This is a genomic window from Synechococcus sp. GFB01 (assembly GCF_001039265.1).
Lineage (GTDB): Bacteria > Cyanobacteriota > Cyanobacteriia > PCC-6307 > Cyanobiaceae > NIES-981.
In genome coordinates, this window is record NZ_LFEK01000116.1 from 21,219 (window position 1) to 39,104 (window position 17,886).

28 protein-coding genes and 1 pseudogene are annotated in these 17,886 nt (G+C 68.0%); 26 read left to right on the forward strand and 3 right to left on the reverse strand.

Features of this window, described 5'->3' with window-relative positions; all coding sequences use genetic code 11:
* Positions 1-2 precede the first annotated feature (2 nt).
* The 3 genes from SYNGFB01_RS11305 to ndhN form a co-directional block, all read right to left on the reverse strand.
* Entirely contained in the window at positions 3-1,682 is a 1,680-nt protein-coding gene (locus SYNGFB01_RS11305) for an AAA family ATPase (protein ID WP_048018134.1), read from the reverse strand.
* A complete protein-coding gene (locus SYNGFB01_RS11310; RefSeq protein ID WP_235300136.1) occupies positions 1,651-2,727 on the reverse strand; it encodes an LdpA C-terminal domain-containing domain in 1,077 nt (358 codons plus the stop codon). The genes SYNGFB01_RS11305 and SYNGFB01_RS11310 overlap by 32 nt, the downstream gene beginning before the upstream one ends.
* Positions 2,717-3,181, reverse strand: a complete 465-nt coding sequence (ndhN, locus tag SYNGFB01_RS11315; protein ID WP_048018106.1) for an NAD(P)H-quinone oxidoreductase subunit N — start codon at positions 3,179-3,181, stop codon at positions 2,717-2,719. The genes SYNGFB01_RS11310 and ndhN overlap by 11 nt, the downstream gene beginning before the upstream one ends.
* 390 nt (positions 3,182-3,571) lie before the next feature.
* Here ndhN and rplC point away from each other — a divergent pair, with 390 nt between their 5' ends.
* From rplC to truA, 26 genes and pseudogenes are all read left to right on the forward strand, one after another.
* Positions 3,572-4,219, forward strand: coding sequence for a 50S ribosomal protein L3 (gene rplC / locus SYNGFB01_RS11320; protein WP_048018107.1), 648 nt, complete (start codon positions 3,572-3,574; stop codon positions 4,217-4,219).
* Positions 4,220-4,230: 11 nt separating this feature from the next.
* The gene (rplD, locus tag SYNGFB01_RS11325; protein WP_048018108.1) at positions 4,231-4,866 is read left to right on the forward strand and encodes a 50S ribosomal protein L4; all 636 of its coding nucleotides are present in this window, start codon (positions 4,231-4,233) and stop codon (positions 4,864-4,866) included.
* Positions 4,859-5,161 carry a 50S ribosomal protein L23 gene (locus SYNGFB01_RS11330; RefSeq protein ID WP_048018109.1) on the forward strand — a complete coding sequence of 101 codons (303 nt, stop codon included), beginning with the start codon at positions 4,859-4,861 and terminating at the stop codon, positions 5,159-5,161. Before rplD ends, SYNGFB01_RS11330 begins: the two co-directional genes overlap by 8 nt.
* A 14-nt stretch (positions 5,162-5,175) precedes the next feature.
* The gene (gene rplB / locus SYNGFB01_RS11335; RefSeq protein ID WP_048018110.1) at positions 5,176-6,039 is read left to right on the forward strand and encodes a 50S ribosomal protein L2; all 864 of its coding nucleotides are present in this window, start codon (positions 5,176-5,178) and stop codon (positions 6,037-6,039) included.
* 35 nt (positions 6,040-6,074) lie between these two features.
* On the forward strand, positions 6,075-6,350 hold the full coding sequence (gene rpsS, locus SYNGFB01_RS11340) for a 30S ribosomal protein S19 (RefSeq protein ID WP_048018111.1): 276 nt from the start codon (positions 6,075-6,077) through the stop codon (positions 6,348-6,350).
* 3 nt (positions 6,351-6,353) lie between these two features.
* Complete coding sequence (gene rplV, locus SYNGFB01_RS11345; RefSeq protein WP_048018112.1) at positions 6,354-6,707, forward strand: 50S ribosomal protein L22; 354 nt, start codon at positions 6,354-6,356, stop codon at positions 6,705-6,707.
* 18 nt (positions 6,708-6,725) lie between these two features.
* A complete protein-coding gene (gene rpsC / locus SYNGFB01_RS11350) occupies positions 6,726-7,454 on the forward strand; it encodes a 30S ribosomal protein S3 (RefSeq protein ID WP_048018113.1) in 729 nt (242 codons plus the stop codon).
* A gap of 16 nt (positions 7,455-7,470) precedes the next feature.
* Positions 7,471-7,953 carry a 50S ribosomal protein L16 gene (rplP, locus tag SYNGFB01_RS11355; RefSeq protein WP_048018114.1) on the forward strand — a complete coding sequence of 161 codons (483 nt, stop codon included), beginning with the start codon at positions 7,471-7,473 and terminating at the stop codon, positions 7,951-7,953.
* 2 nt (positions 7,954-7,955) lie between these two features.
* On the forward strand, positions 7,956-8,177 hold the full coding sequence (rpmC, locus tag SYNGFB01_RS11360; RefSeq protein WP_048018115.1) for a 50S ribosomal protein L29: 222 nt from the start codon (positions 7,956-7,958) through the stop codon (positions 8,175-8,177).
* A 17-nt stretch (positions 8,178-8,194) separates the two neighbouring features.
* Entirely contained in the window at positions 8,195-8,446 is a 252-nt protein-coding gene (gene rpsQ / locus SYNGFB01_RS11365; protein WP_048018116.1) for a 30S ribosomal protein S17, read from the forward strand.
* 13 nt (positions 8,447-8,459) lie between these two features.
* A complete protein-coding gene (rplN, locus tag SYNGFB01_RS11370; protein WP_048018117.1) occupies positions 8,460-8,825 on the forward strand; it encodes a 50S ribosomal protein L14 in 366 nt (121 codons plus the stop codon).
* Position 8,826: 1 nt separating this feature from the next.
* Positions 8,827-9,183, forward strand: a complete 357-nt coding sequence (gene rplX / locus SYNGFB01_RS11375) for a 50S ribosomal protein L24 (RefSeq protein WP_048018118.1) — start codon at positions 8,827-8,829, stop codon at positions 9,181-9,183.
* Positions 9,184-9,254: 71 nt separating this feature from the next.
* Positions 9,255-9,794: a 50S ribosomal protein L5 gene (gene rplE, locus SYNGFB01_RS11380; RefSeq protein WP_048018119.1), complete on the forward strand. Its 540-nt coding sequence runs from the start codon at positions 9,255-9,257 to the stop codon at positions 9,792-9,794.
* Positions 9,795-9,813: 19 nt separating this feature from the next.
* A complete protein-coding gene (gene rpsH / locus SYNGFB01_RS11385) occupies positions 9,814-10,215 on the forward strand; it encodes a 30S ribosomal protein S8 (protein ID WP_048018120.1) in 402 nt (133 codons plus the stop codon).
* A 16-nt stretch (positions 10,216-10,231) separates the two neighbouring features.
* The gene (gene rplF / locus SYNGFB01_RS11390; RefSeq protein WP_048018121.1) at positions 10,232-10,771 is read left to right on the forward strand and encodes a 50S ribosomal protein L6; all 540 of its coding nucleotides are present in this window, start codon (positions 10,232-10,234) and stop codon (positions 10,769-10,771) included.
* Positions 10,772-10,803: 32 nt separating this feature from the next.
* Positions 10,804-11,169 carry a 50S ribosomal protein L18 gene (gene rplR / locus SYNGFB01_RS11395; protein ID WP_048018122.1) on the forward strand — a complete coding sequence of 122 codons (366 nt, stop codon included), beginning with the start codon at positions 10,804-10,806 and terminating at the stop codon, positions 11,167-11,169.
* A gap of 14 nt (positions 11,170-11,183) precedes the next feature.
* The gene (rpsE, locus tag SYNGFB01_RS11400) at positions 11,184-11,828 is read left to right on the forward strand and encodes a 30S ribosomal protein S5 (RefSeq protein ID WP_048018123.1); all 645 of its coding nucleotides are present in this window, start codon (positions 11,184-11,186) and stop codon (positions 11,826-11,828) included.
* Between the two features lie 9 nt (positions 11,829-11,837).
* On the forward strand, positions 11,838-12,287 hold the full coding sequence (rplO, locus tag SYNGFB01_RS11405; protein ID WP_053068469.1) for a 50S ribosomal protein L15: 450 nt from the start codon (positions 11,838-11,840) through the stop codon (positions 12,285-12,287).
* A 114-nt stretch (positions 12,288-12,401) separates the two neighbouring features.
* Positions 12,402-13,721, forward strand: coding sequence for a preprotein translocase subunit SecY (secY, locus tag SYNGFB01_RS11410; RefSeq protein ID WP_048018124.1), 1,320 nt, complete (start codon positions 12,402-12,404; stop codon positions 13,719-13,721).
* A 67-nt stretch (positions 13,722-13,788) separates the two neighbouring features.
* Entirely contained in the window at positions 13,789-14,358 is a 570-nt protein-coding gene (locus SYNGFB01_RS11415) for an adenylate kinase (RefSeq protein ID WP_048018125.1), read from the forward strand.
* 63 nt (positions 14,359-14,421) lie between these two features.
* The gene (rpmJ, locus tag SYNGFB01_RS11420) at positions 14,422-14,535 is read left to right on the forward strand and encodes a 50S ribosomal protein L36 (RefSeq protein ID WP_048018126.1); all 114 of its coding nucleotides are present in this window, start codon (positions 14,422-14,424) and stop codon (positions 14,533-14,535) included.
* Between the two features lie 95 nt (positions 14,536-14,630).
* Complete coding sequence (rpsM, locus tag SYNGFB01_RS11425) at positions 14,631-14,996, forward strand: 30S ribosomal protein S13 (RefSeq protein WP_048018136.1); 366 nt, start codon at positions 14,631-14,633, stop codon at positions 14,994-14,996.
* Between the two features lie 107 nt (positions 14,997-15,103).
* Entirely contained in the window at positions 15,104-15,496 is a 393-nt protein-coding gene (gene rpsK / locus SYNGFB01_RS11430; protein WP_048018127.1) for a 30S ribosomal protein S11, read from the forward strand.
* A 54-nt stretch (positions 15,497-15,550) separates the two neighbouring features.
* Positions 15,551-16,489 (forward strand): DNA-directed RNA polymerase subunit alpha, encoded by a 939-nt coding sequence (locus SYNGFB01_RS11435; RefSeq protein ID WP_048018128.1) that lies wholly within the window; start codon positions 15,551-15,553, stop codon positions 16,487-16,489.
* Positions 16,490-16,542: 53 nt separating this feature from the next.
* Positions 16,543-16,894 (forward strand): annotated as a pseudogene (rplQ, locus tag SYNGFB01_RS11440) (50S ribosomal protein L17).
* Positions 16,891-17,805, forward strand: a complete 915-nt coding sequence (gene truA, locus SYNGFB01_RS11445) for a tRNA pseudouridine(38-40) synthase TruA (RefSeq protein WP_048018130.1) — start codon at positions 16,891-16,893, stop codon at positions 17,803-17,805. The pseudogene rplQ and the gene truA overlap by 4 nt, the downstream one beginning before the upstream one ends.
* The last annotated feature ends 81 nt before the right edge of the window (positions 17,806-17,886 follow it).

Below are 17,886 nucleotides of genomic sequence, written 5' to 3' on the forward strand. Positions count from 1 at the left end.
CCTCAGGCGGGGAACACCCGCAGCCGCTGCTGGTCGGCGTGACCGAACACCGCCGTGCGCAGGCGATAGCGGTCGGCCAGCTCAGCCTGCAGCTGGCGCACCCGCGCACTGCGGGGCAGCAGCTCCACGGGCTGGCCCTGGGCCAGCACCACCTGCTCGACCGCCAGACGGCACTCCTCCAGCGCCGCCAGATCGTCATCCGGATCAGCGAAGGCCGGTGCCTGCGGTGACCGCGCTCCGGCAGGGAGCCGCTGGTGGCGTTCCAGAAGCCGCTCCAGAGCACGCTGCAGCTGCGGCGGGGCCGGACTCTTGATCACCAGGATCGGCAGCCCCAGCTCCTGGGCCAGCCGCCGCACGTGGGGATCGCGGCCCAGTTGCTGACGGGCCGCCAGCACCACATCGGCCAGCTCCACGCTGCCCACCACCTGCACCGGGAGCTGGCGGGCCCGCACGACCTGCTCCAGCCCACCCCGGGCGATGCCGGCGGCGTAGACGCGCAGCGGGCCGGCCTCGATCGGATGGTGCAGCTCAGGCTCGGGCAGGGGCTGCGGCGCTGGTTCGGGAGCCGTCAGCCGTGCCGGCGGCCGGGTGAAGCGGGGCACCGCTGCGCCGAGCACATCGCTCAACGGCCGCAGCGGCCTGGCCGGGGTGGGCGGCGCCGGCGGCTCCGCCACCCGCAGGCGTCCCTCGCCGTCCAGCTCGCGCACCTGGGGGCGCACGGCCTGGCCCCGCAGCAGCAGGTCCACGGTCTGAGCCACATCGGCATGCACCAGCCAGCGACCACGGCTGTGGATCTCCACGGCCACCGGGAAGGTGGGCTCAGCAGCGCGCTCCAGAACGGTCTTCTGGCTGTGCCGGCGGCGGGCCTCCTCATCGCCGAGGGTCACCGACTGGATGCCGCCCACCAGGTCGGCGAGGGTGGGGTTCTTGATCAGGTTGGCCAGTTCATTGCCATGGGCCGTGGCCACCAGCATCACGCCCCGCTCGGCGATCGTGCGGGCCGCCTGGGCTTCGAGCTCGGTGCCGATCTCATCGATCACGATGACTTCCGGCATGTGGTTCTCCACCGCCTCGATCATCACCTGGTGCTGCAACTCCGGCCGGGCCACCTGCATGCGCCGGGCCCGGCCGATCGCCGGATGGGGAATGTCCCCGTCGCCGGCGATCTCGTTGCTGGTGTCGATCACGACCACCCGCTTGCCCAGCTCATCGGCCAGCACGCGGGCGATCTCCCGCAGGGCGGTGGTCTTGCCCACGCCGGGAGGGCCCATCAGCAGCAGGGAGCGACCGGAATCGAGCAGATCACGCACCAGGCCGACGGTGCCGAACACCGCCCGCCCGACCCGGCAGGTGAGCCCCACGATCTCGCCGCGGCGGTTGCGGATCGCACTGATGCGATGCAGGGTGCGCTCGATGCCGGCGCGATTGTCGCCCCCGAAGTCGCCCAGCTGCTCCACCACGGCCGCCAGGTCGCCACGCTCCACCACGGCCGTTCCCAGGGGGACCGCCCGGCCTGGATAGCGGGCCTCCGGCACCCGGCCCAGATCGAGCACCACCTCGAGCAGCTGCTCCCTCGCCTCGGCAGCAGCCAGGGCGTCGCGCACCGTGCCGGGGAGCACCGCCAGCAAACGCTCGAGGTCATCGCAGGCTTCAGCAGCCGGGCCGGACGGCGGAGGCGGCAGCACGGGGATCCCGGGGAGCACCCCCGGGCGGTTGGATGCATGACCGTTCTAGCCAGGGCCGCACCAGCTGCCGGGCCTGCCGCAGCGCCCGGACCCGCAGATCGGAGTCGTGCAGGAGGCTGGTGCCGCGCCGCTGGGCCTCCAGCAGCAGGGGCTGCAGGCTGCGGCGGGCCACGCCGCCGAAGGCGACGCCGCAGCAGCGCGCGGCCAGCCGGGGCTGACGCTCCAGCATTGGAAGGGTGCTGGCATTGGTGCCGCCGGCCAGCTGCAGCGGCCCCGGCGGCACCAATGCCAGCCGATCGGCCAGCAGTCGCACCGCCGCACGGGCGGCGCCCGCCCCCAGATCGCCGCTCATGGGCCGGCCGTCGAGCTGCCAGAGGGGCCGCCAGCCACCCTGTCGGAGCAGGGCGAAACGATGCCAGAGCTCCTCCGGGGCCACCTCCGCCGCAGCGCTCACCGCCAGCCGCTGCAGAGGCACACCGCTGGCCGCCAGCTGCTGCAGCCGCGCCGAGAAGGCACCGAGGCGGCCCGGCTGGGTGTGCAATTCGATCGCATCCGGCTGCAACGCCGCCAGCAGCGGCGCCAGCTCCTCCAACGGGAGCAGCTGCGAGCGCTCCTCGATGAGCCCCAGGGGACAGGCCGGCAGGCAGCGGCCGCAGCCATAGCAGCGCTCCGCGAGCACGCCGTTGACGGCGATCGCCAGGGCCGGGCACACCCGTTCACAGGGCCTCGGGCAGTCCGGCGGACAGCGCCCGGGATCAAACCAGGCCTTGCGGAAGTGGGGATCGGCTCCGTCGCTGAGGCTCACCATCAGCCAGGGCTGCACGGCGGCGGCGCCGCGCTGCCGCTGCGCCCAGGCCAGGCCGCGGCGGGCAGCGGCAACGACGGCCGGGTCGNCTGCCACATCCACGCAGTGCACGCCGGCCAGGGCATAGATGCCCACGAGGTCCTCGATGGCCTCGAGGTCCTGGTTGCTGGCACCGCAGATCAGCTTGACCCAGCTTCCCCCAGCGAGGGCCTGCGAGGGAGTCAGCTCAGGCGGCAACAAGCAGCTGCTCGAGGGGCTGCCAGCGCAGGGCCCGGGCACCGCCCATCTCCACCACGATCCGCAGACGTGGCTCCCGCCGGCACATCGACACCAGCGAGCCCAGCTCGCCCCTGGAGAGCACCTGACCCTCCAGCAGCCACAGCACGATCGGGCGGTCCCCCTCCAGCAGCGCCCCGAGCTGGGGCATCACCCGTTGCACCTCGCCCACGGCAGCGCCACGGCCAACGCTCTGGTGGCCGAGGTGGGGCGGCCGCACGCCGTGGAGTTGCAGCAGGAAAGCCTCCGGATCCCCGAGGCCGCGGGCCGAAGTGATCTGAGCCCGGTAGCCGGCGGCCCGCAGACGCCTCAGCAGACGCGTTTCGGCTCCGCCCTCCAGCGGGGCGAACAGGGCCAGAGCGCCGGCGCGTNCAAGGGCCTCTCGAAAGCCACGACCGGAGAGCAGCAGGGGCATCGCAGGCGTGTTGGGCTGGGCGAGAGTCTGGCAGGCGGAGTCACGTTGCGGGGATGAGGAGGCAGGGCCATCGATAAGGTGCCAGCCATAAGGTAAGATTGTTGGCTGTGCTTTGAATCCGTGCCCGTCCGCTAGCCGGGCCTCCGGATCGCTGCACCAGATCATCAGTGGTGGTGATCTTCCCCGGCTCCGGGAAACTGTCTGAACGCACCGACCAAACATTCCGTTGCGAGGTCCGGTTCCGACAAGTCCCAGCCGCCGCTGATCAGATCCTGATCCGCTGCGCTAGCGCCTTTCCAAGGTTCAGCCACGTTTCACAGCTCTGCTTCAGCAACGCCGGTCGTCGGCTCGCTCACGACCGGTGGTCCAGCTGGCGTTGTTCCTCTTCCTATGTCCATCGGCATTCTCGGGAAGAAGCTGGGCATGTCCCAGTTCTTCGACGACGAAGGCAGATCCATCCCGGTCACCCTGATCGAGGCGGGTCCCTGCCGGATCACCCAACTCAAATCCACCGGCACCGACGGCTACAACGCGGTGCAGCTGGGCTATGGCGACGTGCGCGAGAAGCTCGTCAACAAGCNGGCCCAGGGGCACCTGGCCAGGTCTGGCGACGGGCTGCTGCGCCACCTGAAGGAATACCGGGTCGAGACCCTCGACGGTCTCGAACTCGGTGGTTCCGTCACCGTGGCCGCCTTCGAGGCCGGTCAGAAGGTCGATGTGAGCGGCGACACCATGGGTCGTGGCTTCGCCGGCTACCAGAAGCGCCACGGCTTCAGCCGTGGCCCCATGACCCACGGTTCGAAGAACCATCGCGAGCCCGGCTCCACCGGCGCCGGCACCACCCCCGGCCGCGTCTACCCCGGGAAGCGCATGGCCGGCCGCTACGGCGGCAAACAGACCACCACCCGTGGCCTCGTGATCCTGAAAGTGGATGCCGAGCGCAATCTGCTGGTGGTCAAGGGTTCGGTGCCCGGCAAGCCCGGCGCCCTGCTCAACATCCGCCCGGCCAACCGGGTGGGCGCCAAGGCCGCCAATTGAGGAGGGAACCGATGGCACAGTGTGTTGTTCGCGACTGGCAGGGCAAGGAGGCCGGCAAGGCCAGCCTCGACCTGAAGGTCGCCAAGGAAAGCTCCGCCACCGACCTGGTGCATCGCGCCGTGGTGCGGCAGCTGGCCCATGCCCGTCAGGGCACCGCCAGCACCCTCACCCGCGCCGAAGTGGCCGGCGGTGGCCGCAAGCCCTACAAGCAGAAGGGCACCGGTCGGGCTCGCCAGGGCTCGATCCGCACGCCCNTGCGACCCGGCGGCGGTGTGGTGTTCGGGCCCAAGCCGCGCATCTACAGCCTGGCGATGAACCGCAAGGAGCGTCGCCTCGCCCTGCGCACCGCCCTGATGAGCCGCCTCGATGATCTGATCGTGGTCAAGGGATTCGGCGCCGGTCTCGAGGCTCCCAAGACCCGGGAGATCGTTTCCGGGCTGGGACGTCTCGGCATCGCCGCTGACGCCAAGGTGCTGGTGGTGCTCGATGCCCCGGCGGAGGTGGTGCGCAAGTCCGTGCGCAACCTCGAAACGGTGAAGCTGATCGCCGCCGATCAGCTCAACGTGTTCGACCTGCTCCACGCCAACAAGCTGGTGGTGAGCGAGGAGGCACTCGCGACGATTCAGGAGGTCTACGGCGATGGCTGAGCGTTTTGCAGGGCGGCTCGCGGATGTGATCCGCCGGCCGCTGATCACCGAGAAGGCCACCCGTGCCCTCGAGCTGAACCAGTACACCTTCGAGGTGGACCACCGGGCTGCCAAGCCCGACATCAAGGCAGCGGTCGAATCGCTGTTCGATGTGAAGGTGGTGGGTGTCAGCACCATGAACCCCCCGCGCCGCACGCGCCGCGTCGGCCGCTTCGCCGGCAAGCGCGCCCAGGTGAAGAAGGCGGTGGTGCGCCTCGCCGAGGGCAATGCCATCCAGCTGTTCCCGGAGTCCTGAGGGGTTAACGACACATGGCAATCCGTAACTACAACCCCACCACCCCCGGCACCCGCACCCGCGTCGCCAGTGACTTCGCCGAAGTCACCGGTCGGGGTCGCGAGCGCGGATTGGTGGTGGCCAAGCATCGCCGCAAGGGCCGCAACAACCGCGGCGTGATCACCTGCCGCCACCGCGGCGGCGGGCACAAGCGCCTCTACCGCATCGTCGACTTCCGCCGTGACAAATACGGCGTGAGCGCGAAGGTGGCGGCGATCCACTACGACCCCCACCGCANCGCCCGCCTCGCCCTGCTCTTCTACGCCGATGGCGAGAAGCGCTACATCCTGGCGCCCGCTGGCATCCAGGTGGGGCAGACCGTGGTGTCCGGTCCCGACGCTCCGATCGAGAACGGCAACGCCCTGCCCCTCTCGGCCATCCCGCTGGGTTCCAACGTGCACAACGTGGAGCTCTACGCCGGCCGGGGCGGCCAGATGGTGCGCACCGCCGNCGCCAGCGCCCAGGTGATGGCCAAGGAAGGCGACTACGTCGCCCTCAAGCTGCCCTCCACCGAGGTGCGCCTGGTCCGCCGTGAGTGCTATGCCACCCTCGGTGAGGTGGGCAACTCCGAGGTGCGCAACACCAGCCTCGGCAAGGCCGGGCGCAAGCGCTGGCTGGGCCGCCGGCCTGAAGTGCGCGGTTCGGTCATGAACCCCTGCGACCACCCCCACGGGGGTGGCGAGGGCCGCGCTCCGATCGGCCGCTCCGGCCCGGTGACCCCCTGGGGCAAACCGGCCCTCGGCCTCAAGACCCGCAAGCGGAACAAACCCAGCAACCGGTTTGTGCTCCGGAAACGTCGCCGCACCTCCAAGCGGAGCCGTGGCGGACGCGATTCCTGATGAACCACACCGCTTTGCTCGCCGTTTAAACCGCCATGGGACGTTCACTCAAGAAAGGACCGTTCGTTGCCGACAGCCTTCTGCGCAAGGTTGAGAAGCAGANCGCCGCCGACGACAAGTCCGTGATCAAGACCTGGTCACGGGCCTCCACCATCCTGCCGATGATGATCGGCCACACAATCGCCGTGCACAACGGCAAAACACATGTGCCGGTGTACGTCACCGAGCAGATGGTGGGCCACAAGCTCGGAGAATTCGCTCCGACCCGCACCTTCAAGGGCCACATCAAGGACAAGAAAGGAGGCCGCTGATTCATGGCAAACACCACTGCCAACCAAGCCCTGGCCCACGGCCGCTACATCCGCGGCTCGGCCTCCAAGGTGCGTCGGGTGCTCGATCAGATCCGCGGCCGCAGCTATCGCGACGCGCTGATCATGCTCGAGTTCATGCCCTACCGCTCCACCGGCCCGATCACCAAGGTGCTGCGCAGCGCCGTGGCCAACGCCGAGCACAATCTCGGCCTCGATCCGGCCACCCTGGTGATCAGCCAGGCCTGGGCCGACATGGGCCCGGTGATGAAGCGTTACCGGCCCCGCGCCCAGGGCCGCGCCTACACGATCCAGAAAAAGACCTGCCACATCAGCATTGCTGTGGCTCCTGCCACCTGACCCCGAGGACACCGACCGATGGGACACAAGATCCATCCAACCGGACTGCGCCTGGGGATCACCCAGGAGCACCGCTCCCGCTGGTACGCCCCCAGCAAGACCTATCCGACCCTCCTCCAGGAGGACGACCGGATCCGCAAGTTCATTCACAAGAAATACGGTGCCGCCGGCATCTCCGACGTGCTGATCGCCCGCAAGGCCGATCAGCTCGAGGTTGAGCTCAAGACCGCCCGCCCGGGTGTTCTGGTAGGCCGCCAGGGCAGCGGCATCGAGGAACTCCGCACCGGCATCCAGAAGACCGTGGGTGATGCGAACCGCCAGGTGCGCATCAACGTGGTCGAAGTGGAGCGGGTCGACGCCGACGCGTTCCTGCTGGCCGAGTACATCGCTCAGCAGCTGGAGAAGCGGGTGGCCTTCCGCCGCGTGATCCGCATGGCCGTGCAGCGGGCCCAGCGGGCCGGCGTGCTGGGCCTGAAGATCCAGGTGAGCGGTCGCCTGAACGGCGCCGAGATCGCCCGCACCGAGTGGACCCGGGAAGGCAGGGTTCCCCTGCACACCCTGCGGGCCGACATCGACTACGCCACCAAGCTGGCCAGCACCACCTACGGGGTGCTGGGCATCAAGGTGTGGGTGTTCAAGGGTGAGGTCCTGCCCGGACAGCAGGACAAGAGCCCCGTGGGCGTGGCGCCCCGTCGCCGGACCAGCCGGCAGCCCCAACAGTTTGAAGACCGCTCCAATCAGGAGTGATCAGGAGGCCTGAACCATGCTGAGTCCACGACGCGTCAAATTCCGCAAGCAGCAACGCGGCCGCATGCGCGGCGTTGCCACGCGCGGCAACACCATCGCCTTCGGGCAGTTCGCCCTCCAGGCCCAGGAGTGTGGCTGGATCACCTCGCGCCAGATCGAGGCCAGTCGCCGGGCCATGACCCGCTATGTCAAGCGGGGCGGCAAGATCTGGATCCGGATCTTCCCCGACAAGCCCGTCACCATGCGCCCCGCCGAGACCCGGATGGGTTCCGGTAAGGGCAACCCGGAGTTCTGGGTCGCCGTGATCAAGCCCGGTCGCATCCTGTTCGAGATGGGGGGTACCGACATCACCCCCGAGATCGCCCGGGAGGCCATGCGCCTGGCCCAGTACAAGCTGCCGGTGAAAACCAAGTTCCTGACCCTGGCGGATCAGGAAGCCGACCAGGCCGCCGAGGCCACCACCACCCAGGCCGCCGAGGCCGCCACCGTGGAGTCCTGACCATGGCCCGTCCCTCCATCGCCGACGTGCGCAAGCTCAACGACGGCGACATCAACGCTCAGATCGACGCCACCCGGCGCGAACTGTTCGACCTGCGCTTCCAGCAGGCCACCCGCCGGCTCGAGAACCCGCACCGTTTCAAGGAGGCCCGCATCAAGCTGGCCCACCTCCTCACGGTGCGGGGCGAGCGGCAGCAAGCCGCCACGGCCACTTCAGCCTCCTGATTCCCCCCGCAATTCCCATGGCAACCAAGGAACGGGTCGGCACCGTCGTCAGCGACAAGATGGACAAAACGGTGGTGGTGGCGGTTGAAAACCGCTTTCCCCACCCCATCTACAAGAAGACGGTGAGCCGCACCAAGCGCTACAAGGCGCACGACGAGGACAACAGCTGCAAGGTGGGCGATCGGGTCCGGATCACCGAGACCCGTCCCCTCAGCCGCACCAAGCGCTGGACCGTGGCCGAGGTGCTCTCCACCTCCGCCGCCAACTGAGGAGGACCGACCCATGATCCAACAGGAAACCTTCCTCAACGTCGCCGACAACAGCGGCGCCAAGCGCATCCAGTGCATCCGCGTGCTGGGCACCAACCGTCGCTATGCCCACGTGGGCGACGTGATCGTTGCCGCCGTCAAGGACGCCATGCCCAACATGGGCGTGAAGAAGTCGGACGTGGTCAAGGCCGTGGTGGTCCGCACCAAGGCCACCCTGCGGCGCGACACCGGCAACTCGATCCGCTTCGACGACAACGCCGCGGTGATCCTGGGCAATGACAACAACCCCAAGGGCACCCGCGTGTTCGGCCCGGTGGCCCGCGAGCTGCGCGAGCGGAACTTCACCAAGATCGTGTCCCTCGCCCCGGAGGTGATCTGAGATGGCAACCGCAACCCCCAAGGCCAAGACCCCGGTGCGCACCAAGATGCGCATCAAGAAGGGCGACACCGTGCAGGTGATCGCCGGCAAGGACAAGGGCAAGACCGGGGAGGTGCTGCGCACCCTCCCCTACGAGAACCGCGTGGTGGTGCAGGGGATCAACCTGCGCACCCGTCACGTCAAGCCCACCCAGGAGGGTGAAACCGGCCGCATCGTCACCGAGGAAGCGTCCCTGCACGCCTCCAACGTGATGCTCTACTCCACCTCCAAGAAGGTGGCCAGCCGCGTCGAGGTGGTCGTCGAGAAGGACGGCACCAAGAAGCGCCGCCTCAAGAAGACCGGCGAGATCATCGACTGATTGCTCCGCTCCCTTCACCCCATTCCCGTCCGCCTTCTGACCCCGACCAGAAGCGCACCCCCTCCCCCGTCATGTCACTGAAACAGCGCTACCGGGAGACGATCCAGCCGAAGCTGCTCAAGGATCTCAATCTCTCCAACGTCCACGAAGTCCCCAAGGTGGTGAAGGTCACCGTCAACCGGGGCCTCGGTGAAGCCGCCCAGAACGCCAAGGCCCTCGAGGCCTCGATCGAGGAGCTCGCCACCATCACCGGTCAGAAGGTGGTGGTGACCCGTGCCAAGAAGGCGATCGCCGGCTTCAAGATCCGGGCTGGGATGCCGATCGGCGTTGCCGTCACCCTTCGGGGTGAGCGCATGTACGCCTTCCTGGAGCGTCTGATTCATCTGGCCCTGCCCCGCATCCGCGACTTCCGCGGTGTCAGCCCGAAGAGCTTCGACGGCCGGGGCAATTACACCCTGGGGATCCGCGAGCAGATCATCTTCCCCGAGATCTCCTTCGACAAGATCGATGCGATCCGTGGCATGGACGTGACGATCGTGACCACCGCCCGTAACGACGAAGAGGGCCGGGCCCTCCTCCGCGAGATGGGAATGCCGTTCCGCAGCAACTGAGCCCTCCTCGGACCCGACCATGGCCAATCACGACCCGATTTCCGACATGCTCACCCGCATCCGCAATGCGAGTGAGAAACGTCATGAGACCACCCGCATCCCAGCCTCTCGTCTGCTGCGCAACATCGCCAATGTGCTGCAGCAGGAAGGCTTCATCGCCGGCATCAGCGAGGAGGGCGAGGGTGTGAAGAAGGAGCTGGTGCTGGAGCTCAAGTACAGCGGCAAGCACCGCCAGCCCACGATCCGCTCCGTGCAGCGGGTCAGCAAGCCCGGCCTGCGCATCTACAAGAACAACCGCCAGCTGCCCAAGGTGCTGGGCGGCCTCGGTGTGGCGATCATCTCAACCTCCAGGGGTGTGATGAGCGACCGCGACGCCCGCAAGCAGGGCGTGGGCGGCGAAGTGCTCTGCTACGTCTACTGAACAGGAAGGTTGATCCATGTCTCGTATCGGTAAAGCGCCCATTCCCGTCCCCGGCGGTGTCACCGTGACCATCAAGGGCCTCGATGTGACCGTGAAGGGGCCCAAGGGCGAACTCCATCGCACCCTGCCCGAGGGTGTGGCCATCAGTCAGGAGGGCGACAGTCTGCTGATCAGCCCGGCTGACGCCAGCCGCCGCTCCCGCGAGCGCCATGGCCTCTGCCGGACCCTCGTGGCCAACATGGTCGAGGGCGTGAGCCAGGGCTTCACCCGCAAGCTCGAGATCATCGGTGTGGGCTACCGCGCCGCCGTGCAGGGCAAGAAGCTGGTGGTGAGCGCCGGCTACAGCCACCAGGTCGAGATGGTTCCTCCCGATGGCGTCAGCTTCGCGGTGGAGAACAACACCACCGTGCTGGTCTCCGGCGCCAACAAGGAGCTGGTGGGCAATGAGGCCGCCAAGGTGCGCGCCATCCGGCCGCCCGAGCCCTACAAGGGCAAGGGCATCAAATACGAAGGCGAACGCATCCTTCGCAAGGCCGGCAAGACCGGTAAGAAGTGAGGTCTGCCCGAGCGCCGTTACCCTGACACCCCATGTCTTCCCTCTCCCGCAAGCAGCAGACCCAGAAGCGCCACCGCCGTCTGCGCCGCAACCTCAGCGGCACCGCCGAGCGTCCGCGTCTGGCTGTGTTCCGCTCCAACAATCACATCTACGCCCAGGTCATCGACGACGCGGCTCAGAGCACCCTCTGCTCCGCCTCCACCGTCGACAAGGAGCTCCGCTCCAGCGTGTCCACCAGCTCCACCTGCGATGCCTCCGTGGCTGTGGGTCAGCTGGTCGCCAAACGTGCCCTGGCCAAGGGCATCTCCCAGGTGGTCTTCGATCGCGGCGGCAACCTGTATCACGGCCGGGTGAAAGCCCTGGCTGACGCCGCCCGGGAAGCGGGCCTTCAGTTCTGATCCCTGCTCTCACCATGACCACAACCAACGACCAGATTCAGACCAGCGAGACCCCGGGAGCCGCCGACGTTCCCGCTGCGGCCGAAGGTCAGCAGCAGGAGCGCCGTGGCGGCGGCCGCGGTGAGCGCCGTGGCGACCGCCGCGGCGGCCGCGGTGAACGCCGCGGCCAGGAGCGCGACTCCGAATGGCAGGAGCGGGTGGTGCAGATCCGCCGCGTCTCCAAGACCGTGAAGGGCGGCAAGAAGATGAGCTTCCGGGCCATCGTCGTCGTCGGCAACGAGAAGGGCCAGGTGGGCGTCGGTGTCGGCAAGGCCGGCGATGTGATCGGCGCCGTGCGCAAGGGCGTGGCCGATGGCAAGAAGCACCTGGTCAAGGTGCCCCTCACCCGCCACAGCTCCATCCCCACCCAGAGCAACGGCCGCGATGGGGCCGCCAGTGTGCTGATCCGTCCCGCCGCACCCGGTACGGGGGTGATCGCGGGCGGCTCGATTCGCACGGTCCTCGAGCTGGCCGGCATCAAGAACGTGCTGGCCAAGCGCCTCGGGTCCAAGACCCCGCTCAACAACGCGCGCGCCGCGATGGAAGCCCTGGCCGCCCTGCGCACCCACAAGGAGACCGCCAAGGAGCGGGGCATCTCCCTCGAGCAGATCTACTCCTGAGGCCTCGCCATGACCATGAATCTTCAATCGCTCAAAGCCAACCCCGGCGCCCGCCGCCGCAAGCTCCGCAAGGGCCGGGGTATCGCCGCCGGTCAGGGGGCAAGCTGCGGTTTCGGCATGCGCGGCCAGAAATCCCGCTCGGGCCGGCCGACACGTCCCGGCTTCGAGGGTGGCCAGATGCCCCTCTACCGGCGCGTGCCCAAGCTCAAGCACTTCGAGCTGGTCAACGCCAAGCAGTTCACCGTGATCAACGTGGCCAAGCTGTCCGACTGCAAGGCCGGCAGCACCGTGAACCTCGACAGCCTGGTCAAGGACGGCATCGTCACCAGCCCCAAGCATCCCCTCAAGGTCCTCGGCAACGGAGACCTCACGGTCAAACTCACCGTTCAGGCAGCCGCCTTCACCGCCAGCGCCCGCGAGAAGATCGAGGCCGCCGGTGGCCATTGCGAAGTGATCTGACCACACCAGAGACCGGGTCGTGCTGCCCCTGCGCCCTAAGGTCTGAGCCGTCCGTGCGACTCCGGTCGCCGGACGGTTTTTTGCTGCCCTCGCCCAACCACGCGCCCAATCGCCATGCTCGTCAGTCGGGGTCGCAACCCCAGTGCCGCTGAAATCCTCAGCCAGCTCGTGCAGGCCAAAGGTCTGCGAGACCGGGTGCTCACCACCCTCGGGCTTCTGCTGCTGGTGCGCCTGGGCATCTACATCCCGGTGCCGGGCATCGACCGGGTGGCCTTTCAGGATTTCCTGTCCCGCGGCGGCCAGCTGATCGGCTTCCTCGACATCTTCACAGGAGGCGGCCTCTCCACCCTGGGCGTATTCGCCNTGGGCATCCTGCCCTTCATCAACGCCTCGATCATCATCCAGCTGCTCACCGCAGCCCTGCCCCAGCTGGAGGACCTGCAGAAGAACGAAGGGGAGGCCGGGCGACGCAAGATCGCCCAGATCACCCGCTACGTGGCACTGGNCTGGGGAATCCTGCAGAGCACCGTGTTCGCCCTGATCCTGCGGCAGTACGCCACGGCGGGCCTGGCTGAACCGGTGTTCGTGATCCAGACCGCGCTGGCCCTGGTCACCGGTTCGATGGTGGTGATGTGGATCAGCGAGGTGATCACCGAACGGGGCATCGGCCAGGGCGCCTCGCTGGTGATCTTCGTGAACATCGTGGCCACCCTGCCCAAGGCGCTGGGCTCCACGATCGAGCTGGCCCAGAGCGGCGACCGCGCCACGGTTGGCGGGATCGTTGTTCTGGCTCTCGTCTTCCTGGTCACGATCATCGGCATCATCTTCGTGCAGGAGGGCAGCCGGCGCATCCCGATCGTGAGCGCCAAGCGTCAGGTGGGTGGGGGTGGGGTACTGCCTGCCCGGCAGAGCTATCTGCCCCTCAAGCTCAATGCCGGCGGGGTGATGCCGATCATCTTCGCCTCGGCCGTGGTGTTCCTGCCGCTCACGATCGCCAACCTCACCCGCGCTCCCTGGCTGATCCAACTGGCCGGCTATCTCAACCCCAACAGCAGCACTCCCTGGCTGTATGCCNTGGTGTTCTTCACGCTGATCGTGGGGTTCGGCTATTTCTATGCCTCCCTCACCGTGAACCCGGTGGACATCGCCAGCAATCTCAAGCGAGGTGGCGTGGCGATCCCCGGGGTCCGCCCCGGATCGGCCACGGCGACCTACCTGGGGGGGGTGCAGAACCGGCTCACCCTGCTGGGCGGCCTCTTCCTCGGCGCGGTGGCGATCATTCCCTCCGCCGTGGAGGGCGCCACCCAGGTGCGCACCTTCCAGGGGCTGGGTGCCACATCGCTGCTGATCCTGGTGGGGGTGGCGATCGACACCGCCAAGCAGGTGCAGACCTACGTGATCTCCCAGCGCTACGAAGGCATGGTGCGTCAGTAGCCGCCCCAGCCCTCGGCTTCCACTTCGCGCCGCCGGGCGCTTCCCTCTTGCCGCCTGCCTGACTTCGATGAAGAATCGCCTCCTCTTCCTCGGCCCCCCCGGGGCCGGCAAGGGCACCCAGGCCCAGCAGCTGGCCTCGGTCCGCGGTCTGCTGCATCTCTCCACCGGTGACCTGCTCCGGGCCGAGGTCGCCGCGGGCACAGAACTCGGTCGACAGGCGGAGGCCGTGATGGCCCGCGGCGAACTGGTCAGTGATGCCCTAGTGCTGGCGATCGTGCGCGACAGGCTGGAGGCCCAGGCCGCCAGCGGAGGCGGTGGTTGGCTGCTGGATGGCTTCCCCCGCAACCTGGCCCAGGCCGAGGCCCTCGGCCAGCTGCTCGAGGAGCTGGAGCAGCCGATCGAACTGGTGGTGCTGATGGAACTCCACGACGCCGTGCTGATCCAGCGGCTGCTCAACCGGGGGCGCACCGATGACAACGAGCAGGTGATCCGCCACCGGCTCGACGTGTATCGCCAGCAGACGGCTCCGCTGATCCAGTACTACCGGGAGCGCGGCCTGCTGCAGCCCGTGGAGGCCGACGGTACGGTGGAGGAGATCGCCGCCCGCATCGGCACGGCGATCGACGGCACGGCCTGAGCGCCATGCCGGTTGACCTGTGTGATATGGTGTCGGTTTGCAAATTCGGAGAGACCACCACCCATGAAGGTGCGTGCCTCAGTCAAGAGAATGTGCGACAAGTGCCGGGTGATCCGTCGCCATGGCCGGGTGATGGTGATCTGCACCAATCCAAAGCACAAGCAGCGCCAGGGCTGATCGCCCCGGATCGCATCTCCCTTCCCGGCCCCATCCGGCTGGTGTTCCGCCCCAGCCGTCTGGGNCTCCCCCAATCCCCTGAATCGTTTCTGCCCGTGGCTCGGATTGCCGGCGTCGATATCCCGCGCGACAAGCGCGTTGAGATCGCTCTCACCTACGTCTATGGAATCGGGCTGACCCGCGCCCAGAAGATCCTTGCCAAGAGTGGCGTGAGCCNGGATACCCGGGTCAAGGACCTCAGCGACACCGACGTGCAGAAGCTGCGCAGCGCCGCCGAGTCCTTCACCCTCGAGGGTGACCTCCGCCGCCAGGAGGGCATGGCCCTCAAGCGTCTTCAGGACATCGGCTGCCTGCGCGGTCGTCGTCACCGCATGGGCCTGCCCGTGCGCGGTCAGCGCACCCGCACCAACGCCCGTACGCGCCGCGGCGCCCGCAAGACCGTGGCCGGCAAGAAGAAGTAAGCCCGGTCCACTCCGTGCAGCAGCCCTGCCGCAGATCCTCAGCGACCTGCGTCACCAGGGCCATCCATGTTCCCCGATCACCTCCTGCCCTGCGCAGGCCTTCAGCCATGGCCAAGCCCGCCAAGAAATCCGGCGCCAAGAAAGTCAAGCGCAACGTGCCCAACGGCGTTGCCCACATCCAGAGCACCTTCAACAACACGATCGTGTCGATCACCGACACGGCCGGCGAGGTGATCGCCTGGAGTTCCGCCGGCGCCAGCGGCTTCAAGGGAGCCCGCAAGGGCACTCCCTTCGCCGCCCAGACGGCGGCCGAAGCGGCGGCTCGCCGTGCTCTCGAACAGGGCATGCGTCAGATCGAGGTGCTGGTGCGGGGTCCCGGCTCAGGCCGCGAGACGGCCATCCGCGCCCTGCAGGTGGCAGGTCTGGAGATCACCCTGATCCGCGATGTGACCCCCCTGCCGCACAACGGCTGCCGTCGGCCCAAGCGTCGGCGCGTCTGAGTCGTCGTTGTCCCTGCCCACCGGGCTCTCACCATTCCCCCGACCCTTCAGACCGTGCTGCAATACCAGATTGACCGGATCGAGCACCAGGTTGCCGACGATCGGTCCCAGACCGGTGTGTTTCTGATCGGCCCACTCGATCGCGGCCAGGCCACCACTCTTGGCAACGCCCTGCGGCGCGTTCTGATCGGCGGCCTCGAGGGCAGCGCGATCACCGCCGTCCGCATCGCCGGTGTCAACCATGAGTACGCCACCGTTCCGGGCGTGCGCGAAGACGTGCTGGACATCCTGCTGAACTGCAAGCAGATCCCTGTCAGCAGCCGCAGCCGCGAACTCGAGATCGGTCGGCTGGTGGTCAACGGCCCAGCCAGTGTCACCGCCGGCGATCTGCAGTTCTCCTCCCAGGTTCAGGTGATCCACCCGGATCGGCTGATCGCCACAGTGGCCGATGGCCACAGTCTCGAGATGGAGGTTCATGTCGAGCGGGGTGTGGGCTATCGCCCCGTCGACCGCCACAGCGAGGACACCAGCGCCATCGATCTGCTGCAGATCGATGCGGTGTTCAAGCCGGTCAAGCGGGTGAACTACAGCGTTGACGAGACCGCCGTCGGCGAAGGAGGTTCCGCCCGGGAGCGGCTGCGCCTGGAGATCGAAACCAATGGCAGCATCACGCCTGACGATGCGATGGCCCAGGCAGCCAATCAGTTGATCGCTCTGTTCCAGCCCCTGGCCAGCCTGACCATGGTCGAGGAAGCCGGTCTGGAGCCCGAGCCGTCGGCCGAAGCCCAGATCCCTCTGGAGGAGCTCAATCTCTCGGTGCGCGCCTACAACTGTCTGAAGCGCGCCCAGGTCAACTCCGTGAGCGATCTGATGGGCTTCAGCTATGAAGATCTCCTGGAGATCAAGAACTTCGGCTCCAAGTCAGCCGATGAGGTGATCGAAGCGCTCGAGCGCATCGGCATCACCCTGCCCCAGAGCCGCACCAGTGCCTGAGCGGCACCAACCCCTGCCCGTCGTCACCGCCCCACCGAGGAGCCCAAGCAACCATGCGCCACCAANTGCCGAGTCCCCCAGCTGGGNCGCCCCTCCGACCAACGCAAGGCCATGCTGCGTGGCCTCACCACCCAGCTGATCCGCGAAGGTCGGGTGACCACGACCAAGGCCCGGGCCAAGGCCCTGCGCGATGAGGCCGAGCGGATGATCAGCCTCGCCAAGGACGGCTCCCTCGCCGCCCGCCGCCGCGCCATCGGCTACATCTACGACAAGCAGCTCGTTCACGCCCTGTTCGAGAAGGCCCAGGAGCGTTACGGCGAACGCAGCGGCGGCTACACCCGCATCATCCGCACGGTGCCCCGCCGCGGCGACAACGCCGAGATGGCGATCATCGAGCTCGTCTGACGGCCATCCGCCGCATCGCGATCTGCCTGCAGTACGATGGCAGCGCCTTCCACGGCTGGCAGCGGCAGCACAATGCCCCNAGCGTGCAAGCCTGTCTCGAGCAGGCGATCGCCGCTCTCGACCCTCAGGGACCAGCGCGCTGCACCGCCGCAGGTCGCACCGATACCGGCGTGCACGCCGCCGGCCAGGTGGTGCACTTCGACACCGCCAGTCCGATTCCGCCGACCCGCTGGCCCAAGGCCCTCAACGGTCGGTTGCCGACCGCCATCCGGGTGCGTGCCGCCGCCGGCGTGTCCGCCGACTGGCACGCCTGCTTCACGGCCAGCTGGCGCCGCTACCGGTACACCCTCTACAACGGCCGGGCCCCCAATCTCTTCCTGGCACCCTGGAGCTGGCATCGCTACCAGCACGAGCTGGATGAGGCGTTGATGCGTCGCGCCCTCGAAGGGATGCTCGGAGAGCACGACTTCAGCGCCTTCCAGCGCGCCGGCAGCGGCCGGGCCCACGCCCGCACCACGCTGCAGGAGGTGCTGGTGGAGCGCCAGGNTGATCTGATCACCGTGGAACTCCAGGCCAGCGGCTTTCTCTACGGCATGGTGCGGCTGGTGGTGGGGCAGTTGGTGGCCCTGGCCGAAGGCAGGCTCAGCCTCGAGGCCTTCGAGGGGCGCTGGCGGCAGGCCCGCCGCCAGGAGGTGAAGGAGGCGGCCCCCCCGCAGGGCCTCTGCCTGCTGCGGGTGGGATACCCCGAGGAAGTCTTCCCTAAAGCCGCCTGGTATGATTGCCAACCGCGGTTTCTGCTGGCGATCAGCGATCCGCCGGCACGGGTTCCACCGAGCTCCATTCTTCAGGTCCCTGCACCGGAAGCTTTGGACGGCACGGAGGCGAGCCGGCCAGGCGGTAAGGTCGTCTGAATGCGGACCTGTCCGCGGCCACGACCACCAGACCAGTCCTCTACGGCCTGCCGGTGCCTGACCAGGCGATATGAACAAGAC

Coding starts and splice junctions, on each gene's coding strand:
- SYNGFB01_RS11330 (WP_048018109.1), top strand. CDS start 4,859: ATGGCTGAGCGTTTTGCAGGGCGGCTCGCGGATGTGATCCGCCGGCCG.
- rplV (WP_048018112.1), top strand. CDS start 6,354: ATGGCAAACACCACTGCCAACCAAGCCCTGGCCCACGGCCGCTACATC.
- rpsC (WP_048018113.1), top strand. CDS start 6,726: ATGGGACACAAGATCCATCCAACCGGACTGCGCCTGGGGATCACCCAG.
- rplP (WP_048018114.1), top strand. CDS start 7,471: ATGCTGAGTCCACGACGCGTCAAATTCCGCAAGCAGCAACGCGGCCGC.
- rpmC (WP_048018115.1), top strand. CDS start 7,956: ATGGCCCGTCCCTCCATCGCCGACGTGCGCAAGCTCAACGACGGCGAC.
- rpsQ (WP_048018116.1), top strand. CDS start 8,195: ATGGCAACCAAGGAACGGGTCGGCACCGTCGTCAGCGACAAGATGGAC.
- rplN (WP_048018117.1), top strand. CDS start 8,460: ATGATCCAACAGGAAACCTTCCTCAACGTCGCCGACAACAGCGGCGCC.
- rplX (WP_048018118.1), top strand. CDS start 8,827: ATGGCAACCGCAACCCCCAAGGCCAAGACCCCGGTGCGCACCAAGATG.
- rplE (WP_048018119.1), top strand. CDS start 9,255: ATGTCACTGAAACAGCGCTACCGGGAGACGATCCAGCCGAAGCTGCTC.
- rpsH (WP_048018120.1), top strand. CDS start 9,814: ATGGCCAATCACGACCCGATTTCCGACATGCTCACCCGCATCCGCAAT.
- rplF (WP_048018121.1), top strand. CDS start 10,232: ATGTCTCGTATCGGTAAAGCGCCCATTCCCGTCCCCGGCGGTGTCACC.
- rplR (WP_048018122.1), top strand. CDS start 10,804: ATGTCTTCCCTCTCCCGCAAGCAGCAGACCCAGAAGCGCCACCGCCGT.
- rpsE (WP_048018123.1), top strand. CDS start 11,184: ATGACCACAACCAACGACCAGATTCAGACCAGCGAGACCCCGGGAGCC.
- rplO (WP_053068469.1), top strand. CDS start 11,838: ATGACCATGAATCTTCAATCGCTCAAAGCCAACCCCGGCGCCCGCCGC.
- SYNGFB01_RS11415 (WP_048018125.1), top strand. CDS start 13,789: ATGAAGAATCGCCTCCTCTTCCTCGGCCCCCCCGGGGCCGGCAAGGGC.
- rpmJ (WP_048018126.1), top strand. CDS start 14,422: ATGAAGGTGCGTGCCTCAGTCAAGAGAATGTGCGACAAGTGCCGGGTG.
- rpsK (WP_048018127.1), top strand. CDS start 15,104: ATGGCCAAGCCCGCCAAGAAATCCGGCGCCAAGAAAGTCAAGCGCAAC.